At 71.8% G+C, this 21407-nt stretch carries 17 protein-coding genes; 2 read left to right on the top strand and 15 right to left on the bottom strand.

Annotated features, from left to right (window positions below):
- The 15 genes from ACLZN2_RS45055 to ACLZN2_RS44985 all read right to left on the bottom strand — a co-directional run.
- Nucleotides 1–78: helix-turn-helix domain-containing protein (locus ACLZN2_RS45055; protein WP_416985705.1), on the bottom strand; the 78-nt coding region annotated here is incomplete at its 3' end.
- 36 nt (nt 79–114) lie between these two features.
- Nucleotides 115–1017, bottom strand: coding sequence for a LysR family transcriptional regulator (locus ACLZN2_RS45050; RefSeq protein ID WP_416985704.1), 903 nt, complete (start codon nt 1015–1017; stop codon nt 115–117).
- A gap of 31 nt (nt 1018–1048) precedes the next feature.
- The gene (locus ACLZN2_RS45045; RefSeq protein ID WP_416985703.1) at nt 1049–2242 is read right to left on the bottom strand and encodes a glycine C-acetyltransferase; all 1194 of its coding nucleotides are present in this window, start codon (nt 2240–2242) and stop codon (nt 1049–1051) included.
- 39 nt (nt 2243–2281) lie between these two features.
- Nucleotides 2282–3310, bottom strand: coding sequence for an L-threonine 3-dehydrogenase (gene tdh / locus ACLZN2_RS45040; protein WP_416985702.1), 1029 nt, complete (start codon nt 3308–3310; stop codon nt 2282–2284).
- A gap of 194 nt (nt 3311–3504) precedes the next feature.
- Nucleotides 3505–4065: a GAF domain-containing protein gene (locus tag ACLZN2_RS45035; RefSeq protein ID WP_416985701.1), complete on the bottom strand. Its 561-nt coding sequence runs from the start codon at nt 4063–4065 to the stop codon at nt 3505–3507.
- Nucleotides 4066–4140: 75 nt separating this feature from the next.
- On the bottom strand, nt 4141–4791 hold the full coding sequence (locus ACLZN2_RS45030; RefSeq protein WP_416985700.1) for a GTP-binding protein: 651 nt from the start codon (nt 4789–4791) through the stop codon (nt 4141–4143).
- Nucleotides 4769–5140: a DUF742 domain-containing protein gene (locus ACLZN2_RS45025; RefSeq protein WP_416985699.1), complete on the bottom strand. Its 372-nt coding sequence runs from the start codon at nt 5138–5140 to the stop codon at nt 4769–4771. The genes ACLZN2_RS45030 and ACLZN2_RS45025 overlap by 23 nt, the downstream gene beginning before the upstream one ends.
- Before the next feature lie 2 nt (nt 5141–5142).
- The gene (locus ACLZN2_RS45020; RefSeq protein WP_416985698.1) at nt 5143–5577 is read right to left on the bottom strand and encodes a roadblock/LC7 domain-containing protein; all 435 of its coding nucleotides are present in this window, start codon (nt 5575–5577) and stop codon (nt 5143–5145) included.
- A gap of 59 nt (nt 5578–5636) precedes the next feature.
- Nucleotides 5637–8495: an ATP-binding protein gene (locus tag ACLZN2_RS45015; RefSeq protein WP_416985697.1), complete on the bottom strand. Its 2859-nt coding sequence runs from the start codon at nt 8493–8495 to the stop codon at nt 5637–5639.
- Between the two features lie 522 nt (nt 8496–9017).
- Nucleotides 9018–10259: an MFS transporter gene (locus ACLZN2_RS45010; RefSeq protein ID WP_416985695.1), complete on the bottom strand. Its 1242-nt coding sequence runs from the start codon at nt 10257–10259 to the stop codon at nt 9018–9020.
- 31 nt (nt 10260–10290) lie between these two features.
- A complete protein-coding gene (locus ACLZN2_RS45005) occupies nt 10291–12480 on the bottom strand; it encodes an MMPL family transporter (protein WP_416985694.1) in 2190 nt (729 codons plus the stop codon).
- Nucleotides 12481–12499: 19 nt separating this feature from the next.
- Nucleotides 12500–13303 carry an alpha/beta fold hydrolase gene (locus ACLZN2_RS45000; RefSeq protein WP_416985693.1) on the bottom strand — a complete coding sequence of 268 codons (804 nt, stop codon included), beginning with the start codon at nt 13301–13303 and terminating at the stop codon, nt 12500–12502.
- 184 nt (nt 13304–13487) lie between these two features.
- Nucleotides 13488–14843: an MFS transporter gene (locus ACLZN2_RS44995; protein WP_416985691.1), complete on the bottom strand. Its 1356-nt coding sequence runs from the start codon at nt 14841–14843 to the stop codon at nt 13488–13490.
- A 53-nt stretch (nt 14844–14896) separates the two neighbouring features.
- Entirely contained in the window at nt 14897–16093 is a 1197-nt protein-coding gene (locus ACLZN2_RS44990; protein WP_416985690.1) for a PLP-dependent aminotransferase family protein, read from the bottom strand.
- Nucleotides 16090–19293, bottom strand: coding sequence for an ATP-binding protein (locus tag ACLZN2_RS44985; protein WP_416985688.1), 3204 nt, complete (start codon nt 19291–19293; stop codon nt 16090–16092). The genes ACLZN2_RS44990 and ACLZN2_RS44985 overlap by 4 nt, the downstream gene beginning before the upstream one ends.
- Nucleotides 19294–19688: 395 nt before the next feature.
- Here ACLZN2_RS44985 and ACLZN2_RS44980 point away from each other — a divergent pair, with 395 nt between their 5' ends.
- Together ACLZN2_RS44980 and ACLZN2_RS44975 are read left to right on the top strand one after the other, a co-directional pair.
- A complete protein-coding gene (locus tag ACLZN2_RS44980) occupies nt 19689–20204 on the top strand; it encodes a cupin domain-containing protein (protein WP_416985686.1) in 516 nt (171 codons plus the stop codon).
- 22 nt (nt 20205–20226) lie between these two features.
- A complete protein-coding gene (locus tag ACLZN2_RS44975; RefSeq protein WP_416985684.1) occupies nt 20227–20760 on the top strand; it encodes a carboxymuconolactone decarboxylase family protein in 534 nt (177 codons plus the stop codon).
- The last annotated feature ends 647 nt before the right edge of the window (nt 20761–21407 follow it).

The following is a 21407-nucleotide window of genomic DNA, read 5'->3' as shown; positions in this document are numbered from 1 at the left end:
GCTCACCCCGCTGCGTTCCGCCACGTCCCCCAGGGACCAGCCGCGTTCGGCGCGCAGTGCGGCCAGGCGGGCGCCCAGCCGGGCATCGACGGCGCCCGTGGCCGCCTCTTCGACTCACACCCGCGCCGCCTCGCGCAGCGCGTCCAGCACCGGCCGGATCAGCGGGTGCTCCTCCGCGCCGCGTCGTACGGCGGCGAAGACCCGGCGGGTCGGGGCGGCGCCGTCTATCGGGCGGACGACGACGCCGGTGAGGTCCATGCCACGCAGGGCCGAGCGCGGTACGAGGGCCACGCCCGCGTCGGCGGAGGCGAGGGCGACGACCGCGCGGAAGTCGTCGGAGGAGTGTTCCAGGCGGGGCTGGAATCCCGCGTTCTCGCAGGCCAGGACGACCACGTCATGGCAGGGGTTGCCGGGGTAGGGGCCGATCCACGGGTCCTTGGCCAGCTCCGCGAGCGGAACCTCCTCGGCGTCGGCTAGGCGGTGGGTGACCGGGACGACCGCGTCGAAGGGCTCGGCGTACAGGGAGATGTGCGCGAGCCGGGGGTCGTCGGCGGCAGGGGCACCCCGGTACTCGACGGCCACGGCGACGTCGACCTGCCGGTCGAGGACCATCGGCAGGCTGGCGTCACCCTCGGCGTCCTGGACGCGGATCCTTATCCCGGGCGCGCTACGGGCCAGCCGGGCCACCGCGGGCGCCACAACCAGGGCGATCCCGGTCGCGAAGGCGGCGACGGTGACCGTGCCGGCCTCCCCGGCGCTGTAGGCGGCCAGTTCCGCCTCGGCCCGCTCCAGCTGGGCGAGGACCGCATGGGTGTGGGTCAGCAGGATCTCGCCGGCCGGGGTGAGCCGTACGCCCTTCGCGCCGCGCTCGACCAGGCGGTGACCGGTCTCCTGCTCCAGGGCGGCGAGCTGCTGGGAGACGGCGGAGGGGGTGAGGTACAGCGCGGCGGCAGCCGCCGTCACGGTGCGGTGGTCGGCCACCGCACGGAGGATGTGGAGCCGCCGCGCCTCGATCATGGGATCGATTATCGCAATATGTCGGGGCTCCTCAGCCCTCCAGTTCCGCGCGCGCCGCGACGAAGGCGTCCACCGCGCGGTCGACGTCGTCCGTGGAGTGCGCGGCGGACAGCTGAACGCGGATCCGGGCCTGGCCCTGCGGGACGACCGGGTAGGAGAAGCCGATCACGTACACGCCGCGCTCCAGCAGCAGTTCGGCCATCCGGCCCGCCTTCGCGGCGTCGCCGATCATCACGGGGGCGATGGCGTGGTCGCCGGGGAGGACGTCGAAGCCCTCGTCCGTCATCCGGCGACGGAAGAGCGCGGTGTTCTCCCGGAGGCGGACCCGCAGGTCGTCGGCGGACTCCAGCAGGTCGAGGACCTTCAGGGAGGCGGCCGCGATCACCGGGGCGAGGGTGTTGGAGAACAGGTACGGGCGGGAGCGCTGGCGCAGCAGGGCGACGATCTCCGCGCGGGCGGCGACATAGCCGCCGGAGGCACCGCCGAGCGCCTTGCCCAGGGTGCCCGTGACGATGTCGACGCGATCCAGCACGCCGTGCAGCTCAGGGGTGCCGCGGCCGCCGGGGCCGACGAAGCCGACCGCGTGCGAGTCGTCGACCATGACCATCGCGTCGTAGCGGTCGGCGAGGTCGCAGATCTCGCGCAGCGGTGCCACGTAGCCGTCCATGGAGAAGACGCCGTCGGTGACGACCAGCCGGCGGCGCGCGTCGGACGCGTCCTTCAACTGCCGCTCCAGGTCGTCCAGATCACGGTTGGCGTACCGGAAGCGGCGGGCCTTGGACAGCCGGATGCCGTCGATGATCGAGGCGTGGTTTAGGGCGTCGGAGATCACCGCGTCCTCGGGGCCGAGCAGTGTCTCGAAGACACCGCCGTTGGCGTCGAAGCAGGAGGAGTACAGGATCGTGTCCTCCTGGCCGAGGAACGCCGAAAGGCGCGCCTCCAGTTCCTTGTGCACCTCCTGCGTACCGCAGATGAAGCGTACGGACGCCATGCCGTAGCCCCAGCGGTCCAGGGCCGCGTGGGCGGCGGCGACGACCTCGGGATGGTCGGCGAGGCCGAGGTAGTTGTTGGCGCAGAAGTTCAGGACCTCACCGGGACGGCCGCCCGCGGTGACGGCGACGGTCGCCGACTGCGGGGTGCCGATCACCCGCTCGGGCTTGTGCAGTCCGGCGGCGCGGATCTCGTCGAGGGTGGCGCGCAGGTCGTCGCGCACGGAGTCGAACATCGGGGAAACTCCTCAGAGATGCAGTTGACTGCGGATGACTTACGCGGTCCAGTCGAGGATGACCTTGCCGCCGCGGCCGCTCGCCGCGTCGGCGAACGCCGCCTCGAAGTCGCGGTACCCGTACCGGCCGGTGATCACGGGGGCGAGGTCGAGGCCGCCCTCCAGCAGGACCGACATCGCGTACCAGGTCTCGAACATCTCCCGGCCGTAGATGCCCTTGATCGTGATCATCGAGGTGACGATCCGGGCCCAGTCGACCGGGAACTCCTCCGCCGGCAGCCCGAGCATGGCGATCCGGCCGCCGTGGGTCATGTTGGCGATCATGTCGCGCAGGGCCTCGGGGCGGCCGGACATCTCCAGGCCGATGTCGAAGCCCTCGCGCAGCCCGAGCTCGCGCTGGCCGTCGGCGATGGCCGAGCCGGAGACGTCGAGGGCGAGGCTCACGCCGATCTTGCGGGCCAGTTCCAGGCGCTCCTCGCTCACGTCGGTGATCATGACGTTGCGGGCGCCGGCGTGCCGGGCGACGGCGGCGGCCATCAGGCCGATCGGCCCGGCGCCGGTGATGAGGACGTCCTCGCCGACCAGCGGGAACGACAGCGCGGTGTGCACGGCGTTGCCGAACGGGTCGAAGATCGCGGCCACGTCGAGGTCGACCGGGACCCGGTGCACCCAGACGTTCGAAGCGGGCAGCACGACGTACTCCGCGAAGGCCCCGTCGCGGCCGACGCCGAGGCCGACGGTGGCCCGGCACAGATGGCGGCGCCCGGCGAGACAGTTGCGGCACTTGCCGCACACCAGGTGCCCCTCGCCGCTCACCCGGTCGCCGACGGCGATGTCGGTGACGTCCCGCCCGGTCTCGACGACCTCGCCGACGAATTCGTGGCCGAGGACCAGCGGGGTGCTGATCGTCTGCCGCGCCCAGCCGTCCCAGGCCCGGATGTGCAGATCGGTGCCGCAGATGCCGGTCCGCTGCACCTTGATCAGTACGTCACCGGGGCCGGCCTCGGGCTCCGGGACGTCCGTGAGCCACAGCCCGGGCTCCGCCTTCTCCTTGACCAGCGCCTTCAAGCTGCGGCTCCTGTGGTGAGGCCCCGGGGGCGTGGGAGGCGCACGGCCAGGGCGGGGCGCCCCGCTGCCGGGGAGGGGGGTGGATTCGTGCAGCAATCTGCCGCATGCCGGCCGCCCCGGTCCATCGAGCTTTTCTTAAGCGGAGCAACAGCTTTCCTTCACGCCCTGATCTTGGAGCCCGCCGACACGCGGTCCTAGGCCGGTGGGGTGCGTGTCTCCAGGCGTACGGCGAGGTCGGCGGCCGTCGCCTTGATGGTCTCCAGGCCGGACGTGCCCCAGCGCCGGGGGGCGAGGTCGGCGACGCACACCGTGCCGAGGACCGTGCCGGTCGTGTCGATGAGCGGGGCGCCGAGGTAGGAGCGGATGCCGTACTCGTCTACGACCGGGTTGCCCGCGAAGCGCGGGTAGTCGCCGACGTCCTCCAGGACCAGCGCCCTGCGCCGGACGGCGACGTGCGGGCAGTAGCCGTACTCGCGGGGCAGCCGCCGGCCGACCTCGGGCTTTCCGCCCCGGGCCGCCTCTCCCCCCTGCGGGGTGTGCAGTCCCGCGAAGAACTGCCCTTCCTCTCGGAGGAAGTTGACCATGGCGTAGGCGGCGCCGGTCAGCTCGGCGAGACGCTCGGCGAAGGCGTCCAGGGCGGGTTCCGGCCACTCCCCGAGGCCGAGTCGGCGCAGTCTCAGGGTGCGGGCGGGGGCCTCCCGGTCCTCCGGGGTGAGCAGCAGACGACCGGCCGGGCGGGGCGGGTCGTAGCTCATGGGTGTGCTCCGTCGCTGGGGACGTCGTACGTCATTCGCGGCTCCATGGCGTCGGGTCGGGGGTCACGTCGGGCGTCACATGGTGGCGCCGCGGCTCGGCTGGGGTGCCGCCGGTGCGTGGGCGATGAGGTGGCGGACGAGGGTGAGCAGGGTCTGCACGCCGGACGCGGAGATCCTGGCGTCGCAGCGCACGATGGGGATGTCCGGGTCCAGGTCGATGGCGGCGCGCACCTCCTCGGGGTCGTAGCGGTGGGCGCCGTCGAACTCGTTGATCGCGACGATGAAGCCGAGGCCGCGCTCCTCGAAGAAGTCGACGGCCGCGAAGCACTCCTCGAGGCGGCGGGTGTCGGCGAGGATGACCGCGCCGAGCGCGCCCTCGGACAGCTCGTCCCACATGAACCAGAACCGCTCCTGACCGGGCGTGCCGAACAGGTACAGCACATGCCGCGGGTCCAGGCTGATCCGGCCGAAGTCCATGGCGACGGTCGTCTCGACCTTGTTCTCGATGCCGTCGAGGTTGTCGGTCGCGGCGCTGACCGTGGTGAGCAGCTCCTCGGTGCTGAGCGGCGCGATCTCGCTCACGGCGCCGACGAAGGTCGTCTTGCCGACTCCGAAGCCGCCCGCGACCAGGATCTTCAGCGCGGTCGGAAAGGGGTCGGCGCGGCCGTCGTCGTGGGGCTCGCGCGCGTCGTGCCCGTCGCTCTCAGAGCTGTCGTCGTAGTCCATCGAGCACTGCCTCCAGTAGGGCCCGGTCGGTGGGGTTGTGGTGGAACTCGGGGGGCTTGGTGGTCAGGGCCCCGCAGTCGACGAGGTCCGACAGGAGGACCTTGGTGACCGCCGCCGGCAGCTTCAGATGGGCGGCCACCTCGGCGACCGGGACGGGGGCCCGGCACAGGTCGAGGGCCTGCGCGTGCTCGGGGCCGAGGTAGCCGAGGGGTCTCACCCCGGTGGCCATCACCTGGGACATGAGGTCGAGGGCGACGGTGGGCTCGGTGCGCCCGTTGCTGACCGTGAACGGGCGCACCAGCCGTCCGGCCGCGTCGTCGAGCCAGGGCTCGTCGCCGGCCGCCGCCACGCTCAAGTTCCCGTCACCGACGCATCGACGGCGTGCTGCCGGGGCGCGGTCGTCAGATACGGCCGGACGCTCTTGACGAGCATCGCCATCTCGTAGCCGAGGACGGCGGCGTCGGCCTCCCGCCCGGCGAGCACGGCGAGACAGGTCCCGGAACCGGCGGTGGTGACGAACAGCAGCGTCGAGTCGAGTTCGACGACGACCTGCCGTACGTCCCCGCCGTCACCGAAGCGGACACCCGCGCTGCGGCCGAGGGAGTACAGACCGGAGGCCAGGGCGGCCATGTGGTCGGCGCTGTCGGCGTCGAGGCCGTGGACCGATTTCACCAGCCCGTCGCAGGACAGCAGCACGGCGCTGGTGGTGTGCGGTACGCGCTGCACGAGGCCGCTCATCAGCCAGTCGAGATCGGATACCTGGCCGGTCGGCGCATCGCTCGCCATGGTGGATCGACTCCTTGGGGTACGAAGGTCTGCGGGAGCGCTGGGGGTGGGGGAACCGCTCATCCGGCGGGGGCGCTCCCGTCGTGCCGAAGGGTGGGGTGGTCGGAACCGGAACCGGAACCGGGTCCGGGAGCGGAGGCGGGGCCGGGAGCCCGCGCGGGCCCGGCCGCCAGCCCGTCCCGCACGCCGTACGCCTGGGGGGCGGCGGGCGCGTGTGCGGAGGGCACCTCGGTCGTATCGAAGGGGGCGGACGCCGGGTAGGAGCTGTGCTCCACGGCCTCCCACTCCGGGAGCGGTACGGCGGACTCCAGTACCTCCGCCTCCAGGCTCTGCTGGGCCTCGGCAAGGCCCATGCCGCGCTGGAAGGCGGCCATCAGACCGGGGTCGTGGCCGGCGGGCTGCTCGGCGTCCGGGCGGGGCGCGGGGCCGCCGCGCAGCTGGGGCACGATGTGCTCCTGGGCGCGGCGCCGGGGCAGTTGGGGCTTGGCCATGGTCCCGCGGACGGGACCGGTACGCGGGACGGGTGCCGTGCCCGCGTTCTCCTCCACGACACCCCGGTCGGCCGACCGGATCCCGGGGACGGCCTCGGCGGGGTTGGGCCGGTCGTGCCGGGCCCCTCGGACGGGCAACGGCGCGGGACCGCCCGGGCCGTTGCCGTGCGGGGCCGACAGCTCGCCGGACACGGGCCCGCCCGGCGCGGCGGAAACCGCGGGGAAGCCAGGGCCCTGGCCCTGGCCGGAGGCGGACCGGAGCTGCGAGGTAAGCGCCGACTCGGTGCTGTGCAACGCCCGCGCGGGGGCGCCCTGGAGGCTCGCACCGTCGGCGGAACCGAGACGCCCAGCCCCGGTCGGCCCATCCATGCCCGCCGCATCACGCGACCGTGGGAAGGTGGCCGACGGACTCGCCCCGGCGGAGGAACCGGGATGCCCCGGTGCAGTCGATCCGCCCGCGGCGAAAGCGGCGTTCCCCTCGCGCGCGGAAGTGACCGAGCGGGTCACTCGCGAGGTGGGCCCGGGCCCGGGGTGTGGGGACGCGGTCGGGTCGGCCGCGTCGGGGCCGGAGTGGGGGCGGGTGGGCACGCGGGAACCGGTCGGCTCGGAGGTGCTCCGCGTGTGCGGTGGGGTGGGCGGGGAGCCGGCGGTGCCGGCGGCGCTCTGTGGGCGCGAGGACACCGACGGGTGGTCGGTGCCTCCCGCGCCCTGGGCCGGTGAGGGCAGCGGCGGACGCTGCGTGTCCTCGGTCTGCGGCGGCACCGTCCGGCGCGCCGTGCCCTGCCCCCGAGCCGGAAGCGGCTGCCGGGCCGCTCCCGGCCCCTCCGACGGCACCGGCGGCCGTGCGGCGCCCTGGCTCTGCCCTTGCGGGGTGAGCGGCTGCCGTGCCGCGCCCTGGGGCTGGCCCTGAGACGTGAGCGGCGGCCTTCCTCTGTCCTGGCCCTGAGGGGTGAGCGGCGGCCTTCCTCTGTCCCGGCCCTGAGGGGTGAGCGGCTGCCCTCCCCTGTCCCGGCCCGGTGATGTGAGTGGCGGCCTTCCCCTGTCCTGGCCCTGTGGCGGGACCGGCGGGCGGTCCACGCCCGTCGTGCCGGAGGCGGGGCTGGAGAGGGCGGGGCGTCGGGCAGGGCCCACGGCATCCCGGGGGGCGACCGGCGCCGGTCGCTGGTTGCCCTGGGAGGTGTCCTGGGGGAAGGGGTCCCGGGCCGGTCCGACGGCCCCGGCGGCGCCCCCGAGCAGGGCCTGGGGGACGACGAGCACGGCCTGGACGCCGCCGTAGATGTTGGACTGGAGACGGACCCGGATGCCGTGCCGGCGGGCGAGTTGGGAGACGACGAACAGGCCGATGCGGCCGTCGGCCAGGAGACGGCCGACGTTGACCTGGTCGGGGTCGGCGAGCAGCGCGTTCATGCGGGCCTGTTCCTCGACGGGCATGCCGAGACCCCGGTCCTCGACCTCGACGGCGAGCCCGGAGGTGCAGAGGTTGGCGCGCAGCAGCACCTGGGTGTGCGGGGCGGAGAACACCGTGGCGTTCTCGGCGAGCTCGGCGAGGAGGTGGATGACGTCGGCGACGGCGTGCCCGCGCAGCTCGCCGTCGATCGGCGGGACCAGCTTGACCCGGGAGTACTGCTCGACCTCGGCGATGGCGGAGCGCAGCACCTCGGTCATGGAGACGGGGTTGCTCCACTGCCGCCGGGAGACGGCCCCGCCGAGGACGGCGAGGTTCTCGGCGTGGCGGCGGATACGGGTGGCGAGATGGTCGACGTGGAAGAGGCCCTTGAGCAGCTCGGGGTCCTCGATCTCGTTCTCCAGCTCGTCGAGGATCGAGATTTCGCGGTGCACGAGGGACTGAAGCCGCCGCGCGAGGTTGACGAAGACCTCCAGCTTCTGCTCGCTGCCGGCCTGGCTGGACAGCTGGGAGGCCTGGACTACGGCGGTGACGGCGCCTTCGTGGGCGCGGGCGAGATCGGCGGCGAGCAGCTCGAAGTCGTCGGCGTCACCGGGCGGCCCGCCGCGGGACTTGCGCCGCTCCGGGACCTCGCCGCGGCGCAGTGTCTCGACGAGCGCGCGCAGATCGGCCTCGCCGCGGGCGCTGCTGCGGCGCAGGGCGGCGATGCGGTCGCCGACGGAGCGGGCGGCCCGGTCGGCGGCGACGGCCGCGACGAGGATGCCCACGCCGGTGACCGCCACCGCGCCCGCCACGACGGCCCACAGGACCGGTCCCGGCCGGGTGCCGGTGGAGCGCACGGTGAACAGGACGACCGCGCAGGCGCTGAGCGCGACCGCGGTCGGCGGCAGCACGGCGAGGCGCAGCAACTGGGGCCGTATATGCGTCTCGGCCGGTGCGGGTGCGGTGCGGGGTACCGGTCGTCCGTGCCGCCCGCCCTCACGGCGGTCTGCACGTGCGGCCGGTGCGCGGAGGTGAGACATCGGTGTCCTCGTACTGGGTCCGTGGGCCTGGTTGCTGGCGCGGATGCGCGATGCGGGCGTACGCCATCGGCCACTCACAGTAGTCGCCGACGCATCATGTGCGGCGGGCAGTTGACAAACTCCCCCAGGGAGCGTCCCGCTCTGGTATGAGGCCTCGCACGAAAGACCGGATAAGCCCTGGATTCACCCGTTCACGATTGACACCAAAGACGCAAGAGATCGATCGGCATCAATCAGAACTGGTCACCGTCAGTAATGTTCCCCGGGGCGCGATGAGCGGGGAACGGGCAGCGGGACATGGACCGCGGGCCGAACAGATCGCCCTCCGGGCCGAGGGTGCGGCGCAGGACCTTGCGCGGCAGTCGTGGCGACCGCCGTCCAGACCGGGGCCTGCGGGAGGAGTTCGTCGCGGCAGAAGTCCAGCTGACCGGCCCGCGCTGTGCCGCGCCGTCGTTCACGTGATTCCTCCGTCACACCGGACGAGAGGGGTCTCTTGCTGGAGTGCTGGTCGAGTCGGGCTGTTCAGGCGCGAGCCGGAACGGGCGCCGGCTTCACCCGGGCGACCGTCGCGACGTACAGGAGCAGACCCGCGGTGGTCAGGACGAAGCCGGCCCACACGGTGGACAAGGTCCCCCAGCCGGCGTCGAGGGCGACCGCGCCGCCGATCGCGCCGAGACAGTTGGCCAGGTTGAGGGCGGCCAGGTTGAGCGTTCCCATCAAGGTCGGGGCGTCCGGCGCGAAAGCGGTCAGCCGGACCTGGATGGTGGGGATGGCGAACATCATGGTCGCGCCGACGCCGAACAGGCAGGGCAGCAGGATCGCCAGGTTGTCGCCTGCCACACCGATCAGCACAAGGAACGCGAGCGCACCGCCGTAGCCCGAGATGAGACCGCGGTTCTCGTGCCGGTCGGCGACACGTCCGCCGACGTGGTTGCCGACCGCCATGCCGAGGCCGAAGACGGCGAGCGCGATCGGGATGAGCGAGGGGTCCCGCAGCGCCGCGTCGGTGACGAACGGGCCGATGAACGTGTAGACGGCGAAGATGCTGGAGATGCCGAACGCCGCGACGGTGACCATCAGCCAGACGCCCCGCCGCCGGAGGGCGCCCAGTTCGCCCGTCAGGGAGCTGCCGCGCAGGTCGTCGGTGCGTGGCAGCCAGGCCAGCAGGGCGGCTCCGGCGAGCAGGCCGACGGCGACCACGGTCCCGTACATGACGCGCCAGCCGGCGAGCTGGCCGATGAAGGTGCCGAGCGGCGACCCGGCGATGGTGGCGACGGTGAGTCCTCCCATCACGGTGGCGAACGCCCTGCCACCCTTGCCCGGCCCGTACACGTACGCGGCGACGACGGCCCCGGCGCCGAAGAAAGCGCCCTGCACGCTGCCCGCGACGAACCGGAAGGCGACGAACAGCGCGATGTCCGGTGCCAGGGCGGAGAGCCCGTTGCCGACCAGGAACAGCCCGATCAGGCCGAGCAGCAGAGTGCGCCGGTTGACCCGGGCGGCGAGGAGGGTGATCGCCGGAGAGCCGACCATCACCCCGAAGGCATACGCGGTGATCGCGTATGTCGCGACCGGGACGGACACATCGAGATCGGACGCGAACAGCTGGATGACGCCGTTGCTGCCGAACTCGCCGGCGCCGATCGCGAAGGTGCCCAACGCCAGTGCGAACAACGTCAGCTTCGGATTCCTGATGGGCGACGTCGCGGAGGTGTGCCGTTTCTCCTCGGCGGTGCACTGGCTGTCGTATGCGCGCTGATGCATCGTCTCGCCTCGTCTCGTGCTCGGCAGGGGGTCAGTCGGACGGCGTACGGGCCGGTGCGGGACGGAGATCGGGCGTGGGGGGCGGGTCGTCGCCCTCCCGGAGGCCGTGGCGGGCGTAGAAGCGCCGCAGGGGCGCAGGCGCCCACCAGTTCGCGTTTCCGAGCAGGCGCATCGTGGCCGGTACCAGCAGCGCCCGGACGATCGTCGCGTCCACCAGGACGGCGATGAGCATCGCCACCCCGATCAGCTTGATGAACGTGATGCCGGAGATGGAGAACAGCCCGATCACGACCAGGATGAGCAGCGCGGCGCTGGTGATGATCCGGCCGCTGCGCTGCAGCCCGACCGCGACCGCCGCGGTGTTGTCGCCGGACCGGTCGTACTCTTCCCGGATCCGGGACATCAGGAAGACCTCGTAGTCCATCGACAGCCCGAACACCACCGCGAGTACCAGGATCGGCTGGGTCGCCTCCAGCGTCCCGGTGGAGGTGAAGTCCAACAGGCCGGAGAGATGGCCGTCCTGGAAGATCAGGACCAGTGCGCCGAACGAGGCGCCGAGCGACAGGATGTTCATCACGATCGCCTTGATCGGCAGCACGACGGAGCCGAAGGCGAGGAACAGCAGGACGAAGCCGGCGCCGCCGATGATCAGCGCCATCCAGGGCAGCAGATCGCCCACGGCGTCGAGTCGGTCGGCCAGCTGCGCGGTCTGGCCACCCACCAGCGCCTCACCACCCGGTGGTGGCGGTACGGCCCGGATCCGGCTCACGAGCTCCCGCGACCGGGGCGATACGGGGTCGCCCTCGTACATGATCGTGACCCGGGCGACGTCGCCGGACCGACCCGTGACCTCGGCTCCGGACACCCCGTCGACGGTCCGGACGGCGTCGACGTAGCGCTCCAGACCGGCCCGGTCCGACGAGGTCACGATCGCCTCGACCGGCACCTGGCCGTTCCGGACGAAGTCCCGGTCGACGGTTTCCGAGACCACACGGCTCTCGGTACCCGTCGGCAGCACCCTCGGGTCGATACCGCCGAACTCGACGCGCAGGAACGGCGCGGCGGCCAGCAACAGGACCGTGAGCACCCCGGTCGCGTAGACGACCGGGCGGCGCATGATGCTGTGCGCGAGGCGGTACCAGAGCCCGTGCGCGACCTCGTCCCGCGGGAGAGCCGGCGGCGGGCGGCGGATCAGCCGCCGCACCGAAAGTGCCTCGACCCGGGGGCCGAGGACGGCGAGCAGGGCGGGCAGCACGCTCAGTGCCGCCACCATCGCCACCACGACCGCGGACAGACCGCCGAGGCCCATCGAGCGGAGGAAGGTCATCGGGAAGATCAGCAGTCCGGCCAACGAGACGGCGACGGTGACGCCGGAGACCGCGACCGTACGACCGGCGGTGGCCATCGTGCGGGCGACGGCGTCCTCGACACCGAGCCCGCGGGCGATCTCCTCCCGGAACCGCCCGACCATGAACAGGCCGTAGTCGATCGCCAGGCCCAGCCCGAGAATCGTCACCACGTTGACCGAGAAGACCGAGACGTCGGTCAGGTAGGTCATCCCGCGCAGCGCGGTGAACGCTCCGAGGATGGCCAGAGCGCCGATCGCGAGCGGCAGGCTCGCCGCGGCCACACTGCCGAAGACGACGACCAGGAGCACGAGCAGCACCGGTATGGAGACCGTCTCGGCGAAAGCGATGTCCGCCGCGACCCGCTCGCGGATGTCGCGGTCGACCGTGGTGGGGCCGCCGACCTGGGTCCGTAGGCCGGGCGCGGCCAGTTCGTCCTCGATGTCGTCCAGCGCTTCGCCGCGCTGCGCCTCGTCGTCGCCGGCCAGGGGCAGCACCGCGTAGGTGGCGTGCCGGTCGTGGCTGACCAGGGCCGGGCTGCCGGTGCTCCAATAGGTGACGGTCCGGGTCACCACGTCGTGGGGAAGCGCTTGGAGCGTCTCCGTGACGGCTCGCCGGAACGCCGGGTCGTCAACTGACGTGCTGGGGCTGGTGTACAGGACCACCGCGTCGTTGCCGGTCCGGCCCAGCGTCGCCTCGGCACGTGCGGCCGCGCGCGAGCTCTGGCCGGCCGGGTCGTCGAACCCTCCGGTGGTCAGCGAGCCGAAGACCCGCGTGCCCCAGATGCCGCCGAGCGCCAGGAAGGCCGCGGCCAGGCCGATCACCCACCACCGGCGGCTGACCATCGTCCGCCCCAACCTCTCGAACATCGGCATCGCCGCCCCCCTCCTGGTGTCAGCGCGCGGCGCGTTTGATGAGGGCGGCCGTCGCCGCGGGTCGCGCGATCATCGCGACATGCGAGGTGTCGGCCTCGACGGTGTGCGCGCCGGCCCGGCGCGCCATGAACCGCTGCGCCGCCGGGGGCAGCACCTGGTCGTCGCGGCCCACGAGGTACCAGGACGGAACGGTCTTCCAGGCCGGTGCGCCGGACGGCTCCCCGAGGGTGCGCGCGTCCGCCGGCCGCTGGCCGGCCCACATCAGCTCGGTGGTCGCCTTCGGCAGGTCCCCGGCGAACACGTCGTGGAAGAACTCCCTCTTGATGTAGCCGTCGACGAGGCCCTCACCGTAGGGACGGAAGTCCAGCGCCTCCTCGCTGAGCGTGCTTCCCGGGTACTTCGTCTGCAGGCCCAGCAGCGTCTCACCCTGATCGGGCACGAACGCGGCCACGTAGACCAGCGCCTTCACGTTCGGGTTGCCGGTCGCGGCGTTCGTGACGACGATCCCGCCGTAGGAATGCGCGACGAGGACGAGCGGGCCGCTGAGGGTCGCGAGGATGCCGGCCAGATAGGCGGAGTCGGAGGCCACGCCGCGCAGGGGGTTGGCCGGTGCGATGACCGGATAGCCGTCGCGGATGAGCCGGGAGGCGACCCCGTTCCAGCCGGAGGCGTCGGCGAACGCGCCGTGCACGAGGACCACGGTGGGCTTCTGACCGCTGCCGCCGCCGCTGCCGGTGTGTGCCTGCGCGGCGGGCGCGTCCAGTGCGGCGCCCACCACGACCGCGGCGGATCCGGCCAACAGCCCCCGGCGAGTTGTCGTCATCTATGTATGCCCTTCGGTATCCGGTGTTCTCAGTGGTGACCGCGGGTCAGCGTAAAGCTGCCTACTTGACGAGCACTGAACAGAAATCCGGGCACCGATTCCGTGGATGTCAAGCACACCTTCGTACAAAAGCCGGAATACGCGTCGGTGAAATACCTGCCGGCGAAATTGAGCGAAGCTTCCCTCACCCCGCCGCTTTTTCCTGGGCGACCGCACGCGGCGCCGCAGTGTGGGCGTGATCGTCCAAGGTGTACCGGCGTTGCAGCACGATGGCGATCGTCATGAGCACGGCCGGCACCAAGGTGAAGCCGTAGCGAACGGCCGCCAGCGCGCCGGGAGACTGGGTGGTGTGCTCGCCCGCGGAACTGGCCACGAACCCGCCCACGGCCAGGCAGGCCGAGTACACGTACGGCCCCAGTGCGCCGCCGGTGGCCTCGGCGGCGGTCCACACGCCGGTGTAACTGCCCGCACTGGCGGTACCGGCCGGCCCGGCGGCGGCGATGACGTCGGGCACCATCGACAGCGGCATCAGTTGCATCGCGGCGAACGCGACGCCCAGCACCGCCACGGCTGCGATGAGCAGGGGCAGGCCGGCCGCGGCGCCCAAAGCCAGCACCAGCGAGCCGGCCACGAACGCGGCCTGGGCGGCGAGCAGGCTGCGCTGTTTGCCGAGACGCCGGGCCACCAGTACCCACAGGGGCGTGGTGAGGACCGCCGGCGCCATGAACGCCGCGATGAGCACGGTCGTGAGCGAGGAGCGGCCCAGCTCGTACTCGGCGAAGTACGGCATGGCGGCGAGCACCAGGTTCATCGTGATCGCGACGGTCAGATAGGACGCGGTCAGCGCACGGAACTGCCGGTCGCGCAGCGCCACCAGCAGCCCGCCCCGGTGCCCCGGCTCGGCCGGGGTGCCCGGCGCGGCCCGGTTGAGGCGGGCGACGCCGGTGATGCCGACCAGCATCGCCGCAAGCATGACCGCGCCGAGCAGCAGGGCCATTCTCGTGTAGTCGCCGACGCCCGGATCGTCGCCGGCGACCAGCGGCGCGGCCACTCCGGCGAGCAGGACGCTCACGGTGATCACGACATTGCGGTAGCCCATGAGGCGGGTCCGCTCGTGGTAGCCGATGCCCAGGTCGGCCGGTGTGGCGAGGTAGGAAACCTGGTAGAGCGAGTAGAGCAGGTTGCCGGCGACCAGCGCCAGCGCCACCCATATCGCGGCGGTCGTCCCGTGCAGGTCGGACGGCACGGCGAACAGGGCCACGAAGGCGAGCACCACGACGCAGCCGGTCACCATCAGTTGCCGACGGTGGCCGCGGCCGGCCAGGTTGGCATCGGAGAGCCGGCCCACCCACGGGTGCACCACGATGTCGGCGACATTCGGCAGCAGCAACGCCAGGCCGGCCACGTACGGCGGCACGGCCAGGACGTCGGTCAGGAAGTACAGCAGGAAGATGCCCGGCACGGTGACCCAGACGCCCATGCCGATGGAACCGGCGGCGAACGGGACGAGTGCGCGCAGGGGGAGCCGAACGTTGGTCATGAGCCGCCTTCCGGGAATTCACCAAAGGGGACTGTCGTTGCTCGCGTGCGTCCTCAGAAGGCCAGGGCCAGCCGGCGTACGGCCTCCCGCAGTTCCTCCGGAGTGCGGTCGCTGTAGGCGAACCGCAGGTGCCGGGCCGAAGAAGGCCGCCGGGGGTCCGCCGCGAAGTACTCGCCCGGCTGGTAGAGCACGCCGTGGGCGGCCGCCCGCCGGAACAGCGCCGCGGGGTCCACGGCGTCGTCGGTGAGGCGCGGCCAGAGGAACAGCCCGCCTTCGGGGGCCACGACGTGGAGGGCTCCCGGGAGTTGTTCCCGCAGGGCGTCGATCAGCACGCCGGCGCGTTCCTGGTACAGCGCGGTGGCGTCGCGCACGATCCGCTCGAACCATTCGGCGTCGTCGGTGAGCAGCCGTTCGATGATCGCCTGGGTCACCGAGGATGTGTGGACGTCGAGGCGGTTGCGCAGCCGGATCACCGGCTCCACGAGGTGGTCCGGCAGCACCAGCCAGCCCACGCGCCAGCCGGGGCCGAGGGTCTTGGTGAAGGTGTTGACGTGGATCGCCCGATCCGACTGGTTGAAGACCGCGGCACCCTGGTCCTGGCCGTCGAAGCGCAGTTCGCGGTAAGGATTGTCGACGATCACGTAGAAGCCGTACCGCTCGGCGAGCTCGATCAGTGCCTGCCGCTTCGGTGCCGAGAGACTGACCTGGGCGGGGTTGTGGAAGTCGGGCACGGTGTAGGCCGCGGCGATCCGGGCGCCGGTGGCGAGCCGCCGGGAGAGGTGTTCGACGTCGAAGCCGTCGGCCACGACCGGTACCGGCAGGATCCGCGTCGTCGATACCTCCAGGGCCCACAGGAAACCCGGGAACACCGGATCGTCGACCGCGACGGTGGCACCGCGCTCGACGACGGTCAGCACGGCCAGGGCGAGGCCGTGCATGCCACCGTTCGTCACGACGATCCGGCTCGGGTCGACGCCCTCCCGTTTCGCGATCCAGTCGCACAGCGCGGCGGATCCGCGCGCCGGTGAATACTGCAGGCTCGCGACCGCGGCGTCGGGGGCCTGCCACAGCTGCGCCGATGCCTGGCCGATCGCGTCGACCGGCAAAGCCTCAGGTGCGGGGATGCCACCCAGCAGGCTGATCGTTCCGTGGGCGGGGGCGGCCAGGCTGGCGTCGACGAAGCCCTTCGGCGCCGAGAGCCCGCGGGCCAGGGCCGTCAGCCCGCCCTGTTCCTCAGGGCCAGCGATCATGCGTTGCCTCCAGGTCCCGAGAGGAGTCGTTCGGCGCGGCGCGCGAACAGGTGCGCCTCACATGCGGTGGATTGCGTGTAGGCCCGTTCGGCGGCGGCCCGGACAGCGGTGAGGGGGGCACCGCGGGCCTGCAGCAGACGCGCCTTCAGCAGCAGGAGCAGCCCTTCGGCGTAACGCTGGCCGTAGTCCCACATTGCCTGGTCGGCTCGGTCGAGAGCGGCGTCGGCCCGATCGGGCGATCCGGCTGCCAGCCACATCTCGGCGATCAGTGCGTAGTGGTAGGCGACGCCCCATTGCGGCGGATCGAGCAGGTGGGCGGCCAGGAGTTCTTCGGCCTCGGCCGCGGCGCCGGCCGGATCCTCGCCGGTGAGGGCGCGTGCCCAGCACCAGAACTGCCGGATGTAGTGGTCGATGTGGGCGCTGAGGCGGGCGAGGCCGGCGGCGACCCACCGCTCGCCGGCTCGCCGTGCCGTTTCGGCGTCCCCGGCCATGGAAGCGATCATGGTGGTGTAATAGACCCAGACCGAGGCCGCGTACGGGTCCCCCGGGGTGTCCCAGGTGTCGACGAATGCCAGCGCCGTGTCGACATCACCGTGCAGCGCGGTCATGACTGCCCGCCAGCCGGGCCCTTCCCCGGGAATGCTGCCGTCCCGCCGCAGCGGTGTCTCTTCGTCCGGGGCGACGGTGCCGCCGGCGGCGGCGACATCCTCCTTGCTGAAGGACCGGTAGGCCTCGCCTATGTTGCCGATGTCCCACTGATGCAGGCCCCAGGCCTGCCGGCCGTAGCGTCGGACGGCGGGAGCGGAGGACGCCTGACCGAGCTCGTGCATGCGGCGGGCCAACTGCCCGCGGCCCTTCTCCATGGAGGTGTAGGCGCCCATCAGACGGATGAAGAGGAAGTCGGCGGCCTCCGCCTCCCGGCCGAGGGTGCGGGCCAGGTATTCGGCCCGTCCCAGCAGTTCGAACGTCGAGGCGTCGTACCCCGACTGTCGTCTGACGACGATGGCGAGCAGCGTGAGGGCGGCGAACTCCAGCTCCATGAGTCCGGAAGCCCGGGTGACCTGTATGGCGGAGCGCAGCTGTCGATTGGCGGACTCGAACGCGAGTTTGGCCGCCGCGCGGCGCCCGGCGCGGATCAGTGCCTCCGCGGCGCGAGCGGGCTCGGTGAGGGGGCCGGCGGCCCACAGGTGGTACGCGAGGCGTTCGGCGACGTCCTCGTCGTCGGCATGGATCTGTTCGAGCGCGTCCGCGACGCGCAGATGCAGCTGGGTGACCTGCTGTTTCGTCGCGGTCTCGGAAACCGACTCGCGCACGAGGTCGTGCGCGAAGCGGAGCGAGGACGGGTCCTGCGGCCCGGGTTCGAGCAGCCCGAGCGTATGCAGCGGTTCCAGACGATGGAGGCAGTCCGCGACGTCGACACCGGTGGCGCGGGACAGCAGCCTGAGGTCGACGTCGCGGCCGATGAGCGCGGCCACATGCAGCAGGTCGCGGGCGCGGTCGTCGAGCCCGGCCATCCGGTCACGGACGACGTCATGGACGGTGGAGGGGACCCCGGCCGATGCGGAGGTGTCGCCGTCGCCGATCGCGCCGACCCCGCTGAGGAGCCGGGACAGTTCGCGGACGAAGAACGGATTGCCGGAGGTACGGGCGTGGATGGCGCGGGCGACGGCGTCGCCGGGATCCTGGCCGGCCTCGTGGCGGATGAGTTCGGCCACGTCGGCCGGACCGAGCGGGCCGAGCCGGAACCTCCGGTGACCGGGCCGCCGGCTGGCAGAGGCCAGCACCCGGGAGAGGTCCGGGCCGAGTGTGGGTGCGCGGTCGCGCAGCGCGCCGATGATCGCGGTGCTGTGGGGCAGCCGCCCCGCCAGGTGCTGCAACAACTGCAGGGAGGTGGCGTCGGCCCATTGGAGGTCATCGAGTATCAGGAGGATCGGCCGCCGCGCCGAGGCCTGTCCGACGAGGGCGACGACCTGTTCGAACAGCCGGAACTGGGCGTTGCCGTCGGGGAGTTCCCGGGTTCCGTCGTCCCGCGCCGCAAGAAGGCTTCCCAGCCCTCCGGTGAGCCACTGTTCGCTCGCCGGAGCGGGCAAGCTGCGGACGACCTGGCCAAGTGCCTGCTCCCATGGCCACATCGCCGGTGTCCCGTCGCCCTCCAGGCAGGAGCCCCAGACGGTGAGTGCACCCAGCCGGCCCGCCACGGCGGCGGCCTCCTCCAGCAACCGGGTCTTGCCGGCGCCCGGTTCGCCTTCGACGACGCCGATCGCGGTGTCGCCGGCGAGTGCGCGCTCCACAATGCGCCGCAGAGTGGCGAGTTCCTCGGTCCGGCCGATCAAGGTGGCCGCCGTGGTCCGCCCGGCCTCCTCGTCCGCCTCCCGCACCAGCGGCGACACCGAGGTCTGGGTGAGAATCCGCCGCTGTGCGTCCTCCAGCGCCGGACCCGGGTCGATGCCAAGCTCCTCGGCGAGCCGGTCCCGGACCTGACGAAACACCGACAGCGCCTCCGCCTGGCGTCCAGTGGCGCCGAGAACGCCGATGAGACCGGCCAGCACGGGTTCGTTGAACGGTGCCATCGATGCGGCCAGTTGCAGAGCCGCAAGCACCCGCTCCGGTTGGCCCGTCGACACGGCGAGCTCCGCGGCCGCCGTGCACGCGTCGTAGAACTCGTTGTCGAGTGCGGCGAAGAGCGTCGTGGCGATTGTCCCGTCGGCGATGCCGTCGCCCGCCGGGCCGTGCCAGAGCCCGAGCGCTCCGGCGTAGTGATCGAGGGCCACCTCGTGATCGTGCCGAGTCAGCGCGGCCCTGGCGGCATCGACGAGTTCCCGGAAGGCGACGAGGTCCAGTGTGGCGGGGCCGGCGGCGAAAAGGTAGGAACTGCCGCGCCGGTGGAGGAACGAGCCGGCTTCGCGGGCGGGCAGCAGAGGCTCGAGCAGCCGTCGCAACGCGCCGACGTACTTCTGAAGAACGTTCAAGGCGCTGGAGGGGACGCCATCGCCCCAGATCAGGTCGATCAGCTCGCTCGTGCTGGTCGGCCTGCCGGTGCGGGCCAGCAGCAGCGCCAGGAGGTATGCCTGTTGCGGTGGCCCGGCATCCAGTTCGACACCGTCGCGCCAGATCCGTAACGGGCCCAGGATCTGCAGATACGGCGAGCCTCTCCGGGCCGGCTGATCTTCACCGCCGGACCGGGCCGCAAGGACTGGCACCGCTGTACTCCTCGATCCCGGGATGGACACGACGCGATCTTCGCCGGCGGCGACTTCGTGCGAGTGTACGTGGACCGGCCGAATTCCACCGCCGGGTGCGGCAGGGCTCGGCCATGCCTTCGCACGTGCGTACCGAGACGGACTTTACGGACAGTGGAGCGCTACCCACAGACGGTTCACTCTGCGTCAAGTGGAGAGCGCCAGTCTTTCGGTGCGCGGCGGCGTCAATGCCTGCCGGGCTGCTTACCTCACTGACGCGATGACCTTGAATGTCCACATCAGCCGAAAGGGGCAGGACTCACCCTATGAGCCCAGTGCAACCGTTCCGGAGAATCGTGACCGGCCATGACGCGTCCGACCGTGCGGTGATCACGCAGGACGCACCGCCGACTCGCGTGGTGGAGATCGGCGGGCCTGGTGGCCCGATCTTCTATGAGGTGTGGAACACACGCCAGACGCCGGCCGTCATCGACCGGCAGTCGGGTGAGCCGGCGGAGGACGGTCTGGTGCTCGGGCCTCCCGAGCGTGGCACTCGCATCCGGGTGATCGACTTCCCTCCGGAGGACGACCGGATCCGGAACCTGACGGGGGCCGAGGCGGCCGAGAAGTTCGGGGAGATGGGCGGTGCCGACGCCGCACGGTCCGCTGCCGGCGCCCCGCATCCGTTGATGCACCGCACGCAGACGATCGACTACGGGATCGTCATCGAGGGCGAGCTCACGCTGGTTCTCGACGATGGCGAGACCGTCGTCCGCACCGGAGACATCGTGATTCAGCGCGGCACCAACCACGCGTGGGCAAACCGGTCGGCTACGAACTGCCGGGTCGCCTTCGTGCTCATCGACGGCCAGTACACCGACGGACTCCGAGGAGGAGCATCGTATGCGCGTTCGACCCATCCCACCCGATGAGCTCGACCCTCAACTCCGCGAGGTGCATGACGGCATCGCCGGCCTCGTCACCGAGGAGCAGGGCCGCGTCGTCATCCTCGACGACGACGGCGCGCTCGTCGGGCCGTTCGCGGCGATGCTGCACTTCCCCACGTTCGGGGTTCCGGCACTGTTTCTGCAGCGGGCGGTCGCAGCCGAGGCTCGCCTCGATCCCATCGTTCGCGAGGTGGCGATCCTCACCGTCGGCGGCGCCTACGGCGCCCGGTACCTGCTGTACGCACACGAGCAGACGGCGGATGAGGTCGGCCTTGCGGCGGCACAGATCGCGACCTTGGCGGCGGGCGGGCGACCCTCCGGGCTGAGTGACGAACAGGCCGTCGCCCACGACGTCGCGATGGCGTTGACCTCCGGGCGCATACTGCCGGACTCCACATACGACCGGGCCACGCAGTTGCTGGGCCATGACGGGGTCGGCGAGCTCGTGTTCCTCATCGGCAGCTACTGCCTCATCGCGATGGTGCTGAACTGCTTCGACGTGCCGGTCCCCGGTCGGGATCCGTCAACTGCCCAGCCGTGACGACGACAAGGTGTCTGCCGACGATCGCGGCGTTGCGGATCGTCGCTTCGCAGTACCCGGGGTCGACGCGGTGCATGGTCGGCGAGCAGGCTGATCACCGCGGCGGTGCAGGCGTGGGTGGTGCCCACGGAGATGCCGAAGCCGGCCACGAGCGGGGCGAGGGCGGGCGGCCGCTGTGGGTCTCGCCCGCACTGCCCGGCCATGAACGCGAGGAACGGGCCGACGCTCGCGCTCATGTCATGCAGCCCGGTGCCGATCCGGTATCGCCGGGCGCGGGAGAACCACCCGACCCGATCACCACCACATCGGCTTCCTCGTCCGACACCATCTGCAACCCCCGGTCATCCGTCCGCCGAGGGCTCGGACTGGTCGAACCGGCTTGACCTCGACTGAATGATCCGTGAAGACCGCCGGGAACCGGGTCCTGGTCTCCTTCAATTCGCGTCCAGTGCGACGCCATAGCTTTGCGTCGAGCGCGAGGGGGTTGAGCCGTGCCGTCGTCGCTGAATTGATCTGCCGGCCGGCGCACGATCTCGGGTCGGCGGACGTTCCCTGAAGTCGCAGTTCAAAGAAGTGGTCGTCGGCCGGACGGTGTGGGCGAAGCCGCCAACCGCTCGGGCCCGTGTCGGCCGTCGTCCGAAAGAGAG

The sequence above is a fragment of the Streptomyces sp. T028 genome (assembly GCF_048159505.1).
Taxonomy (GTDB): domain Bacteria; phylum Actinomycetota; class Actinomycetes; order Streptomycetales; family Streptomycetaceae; genus Streptomyces.
This window is presented reverse-complemented; position numbering and strand designations above follow the sequence as displayed.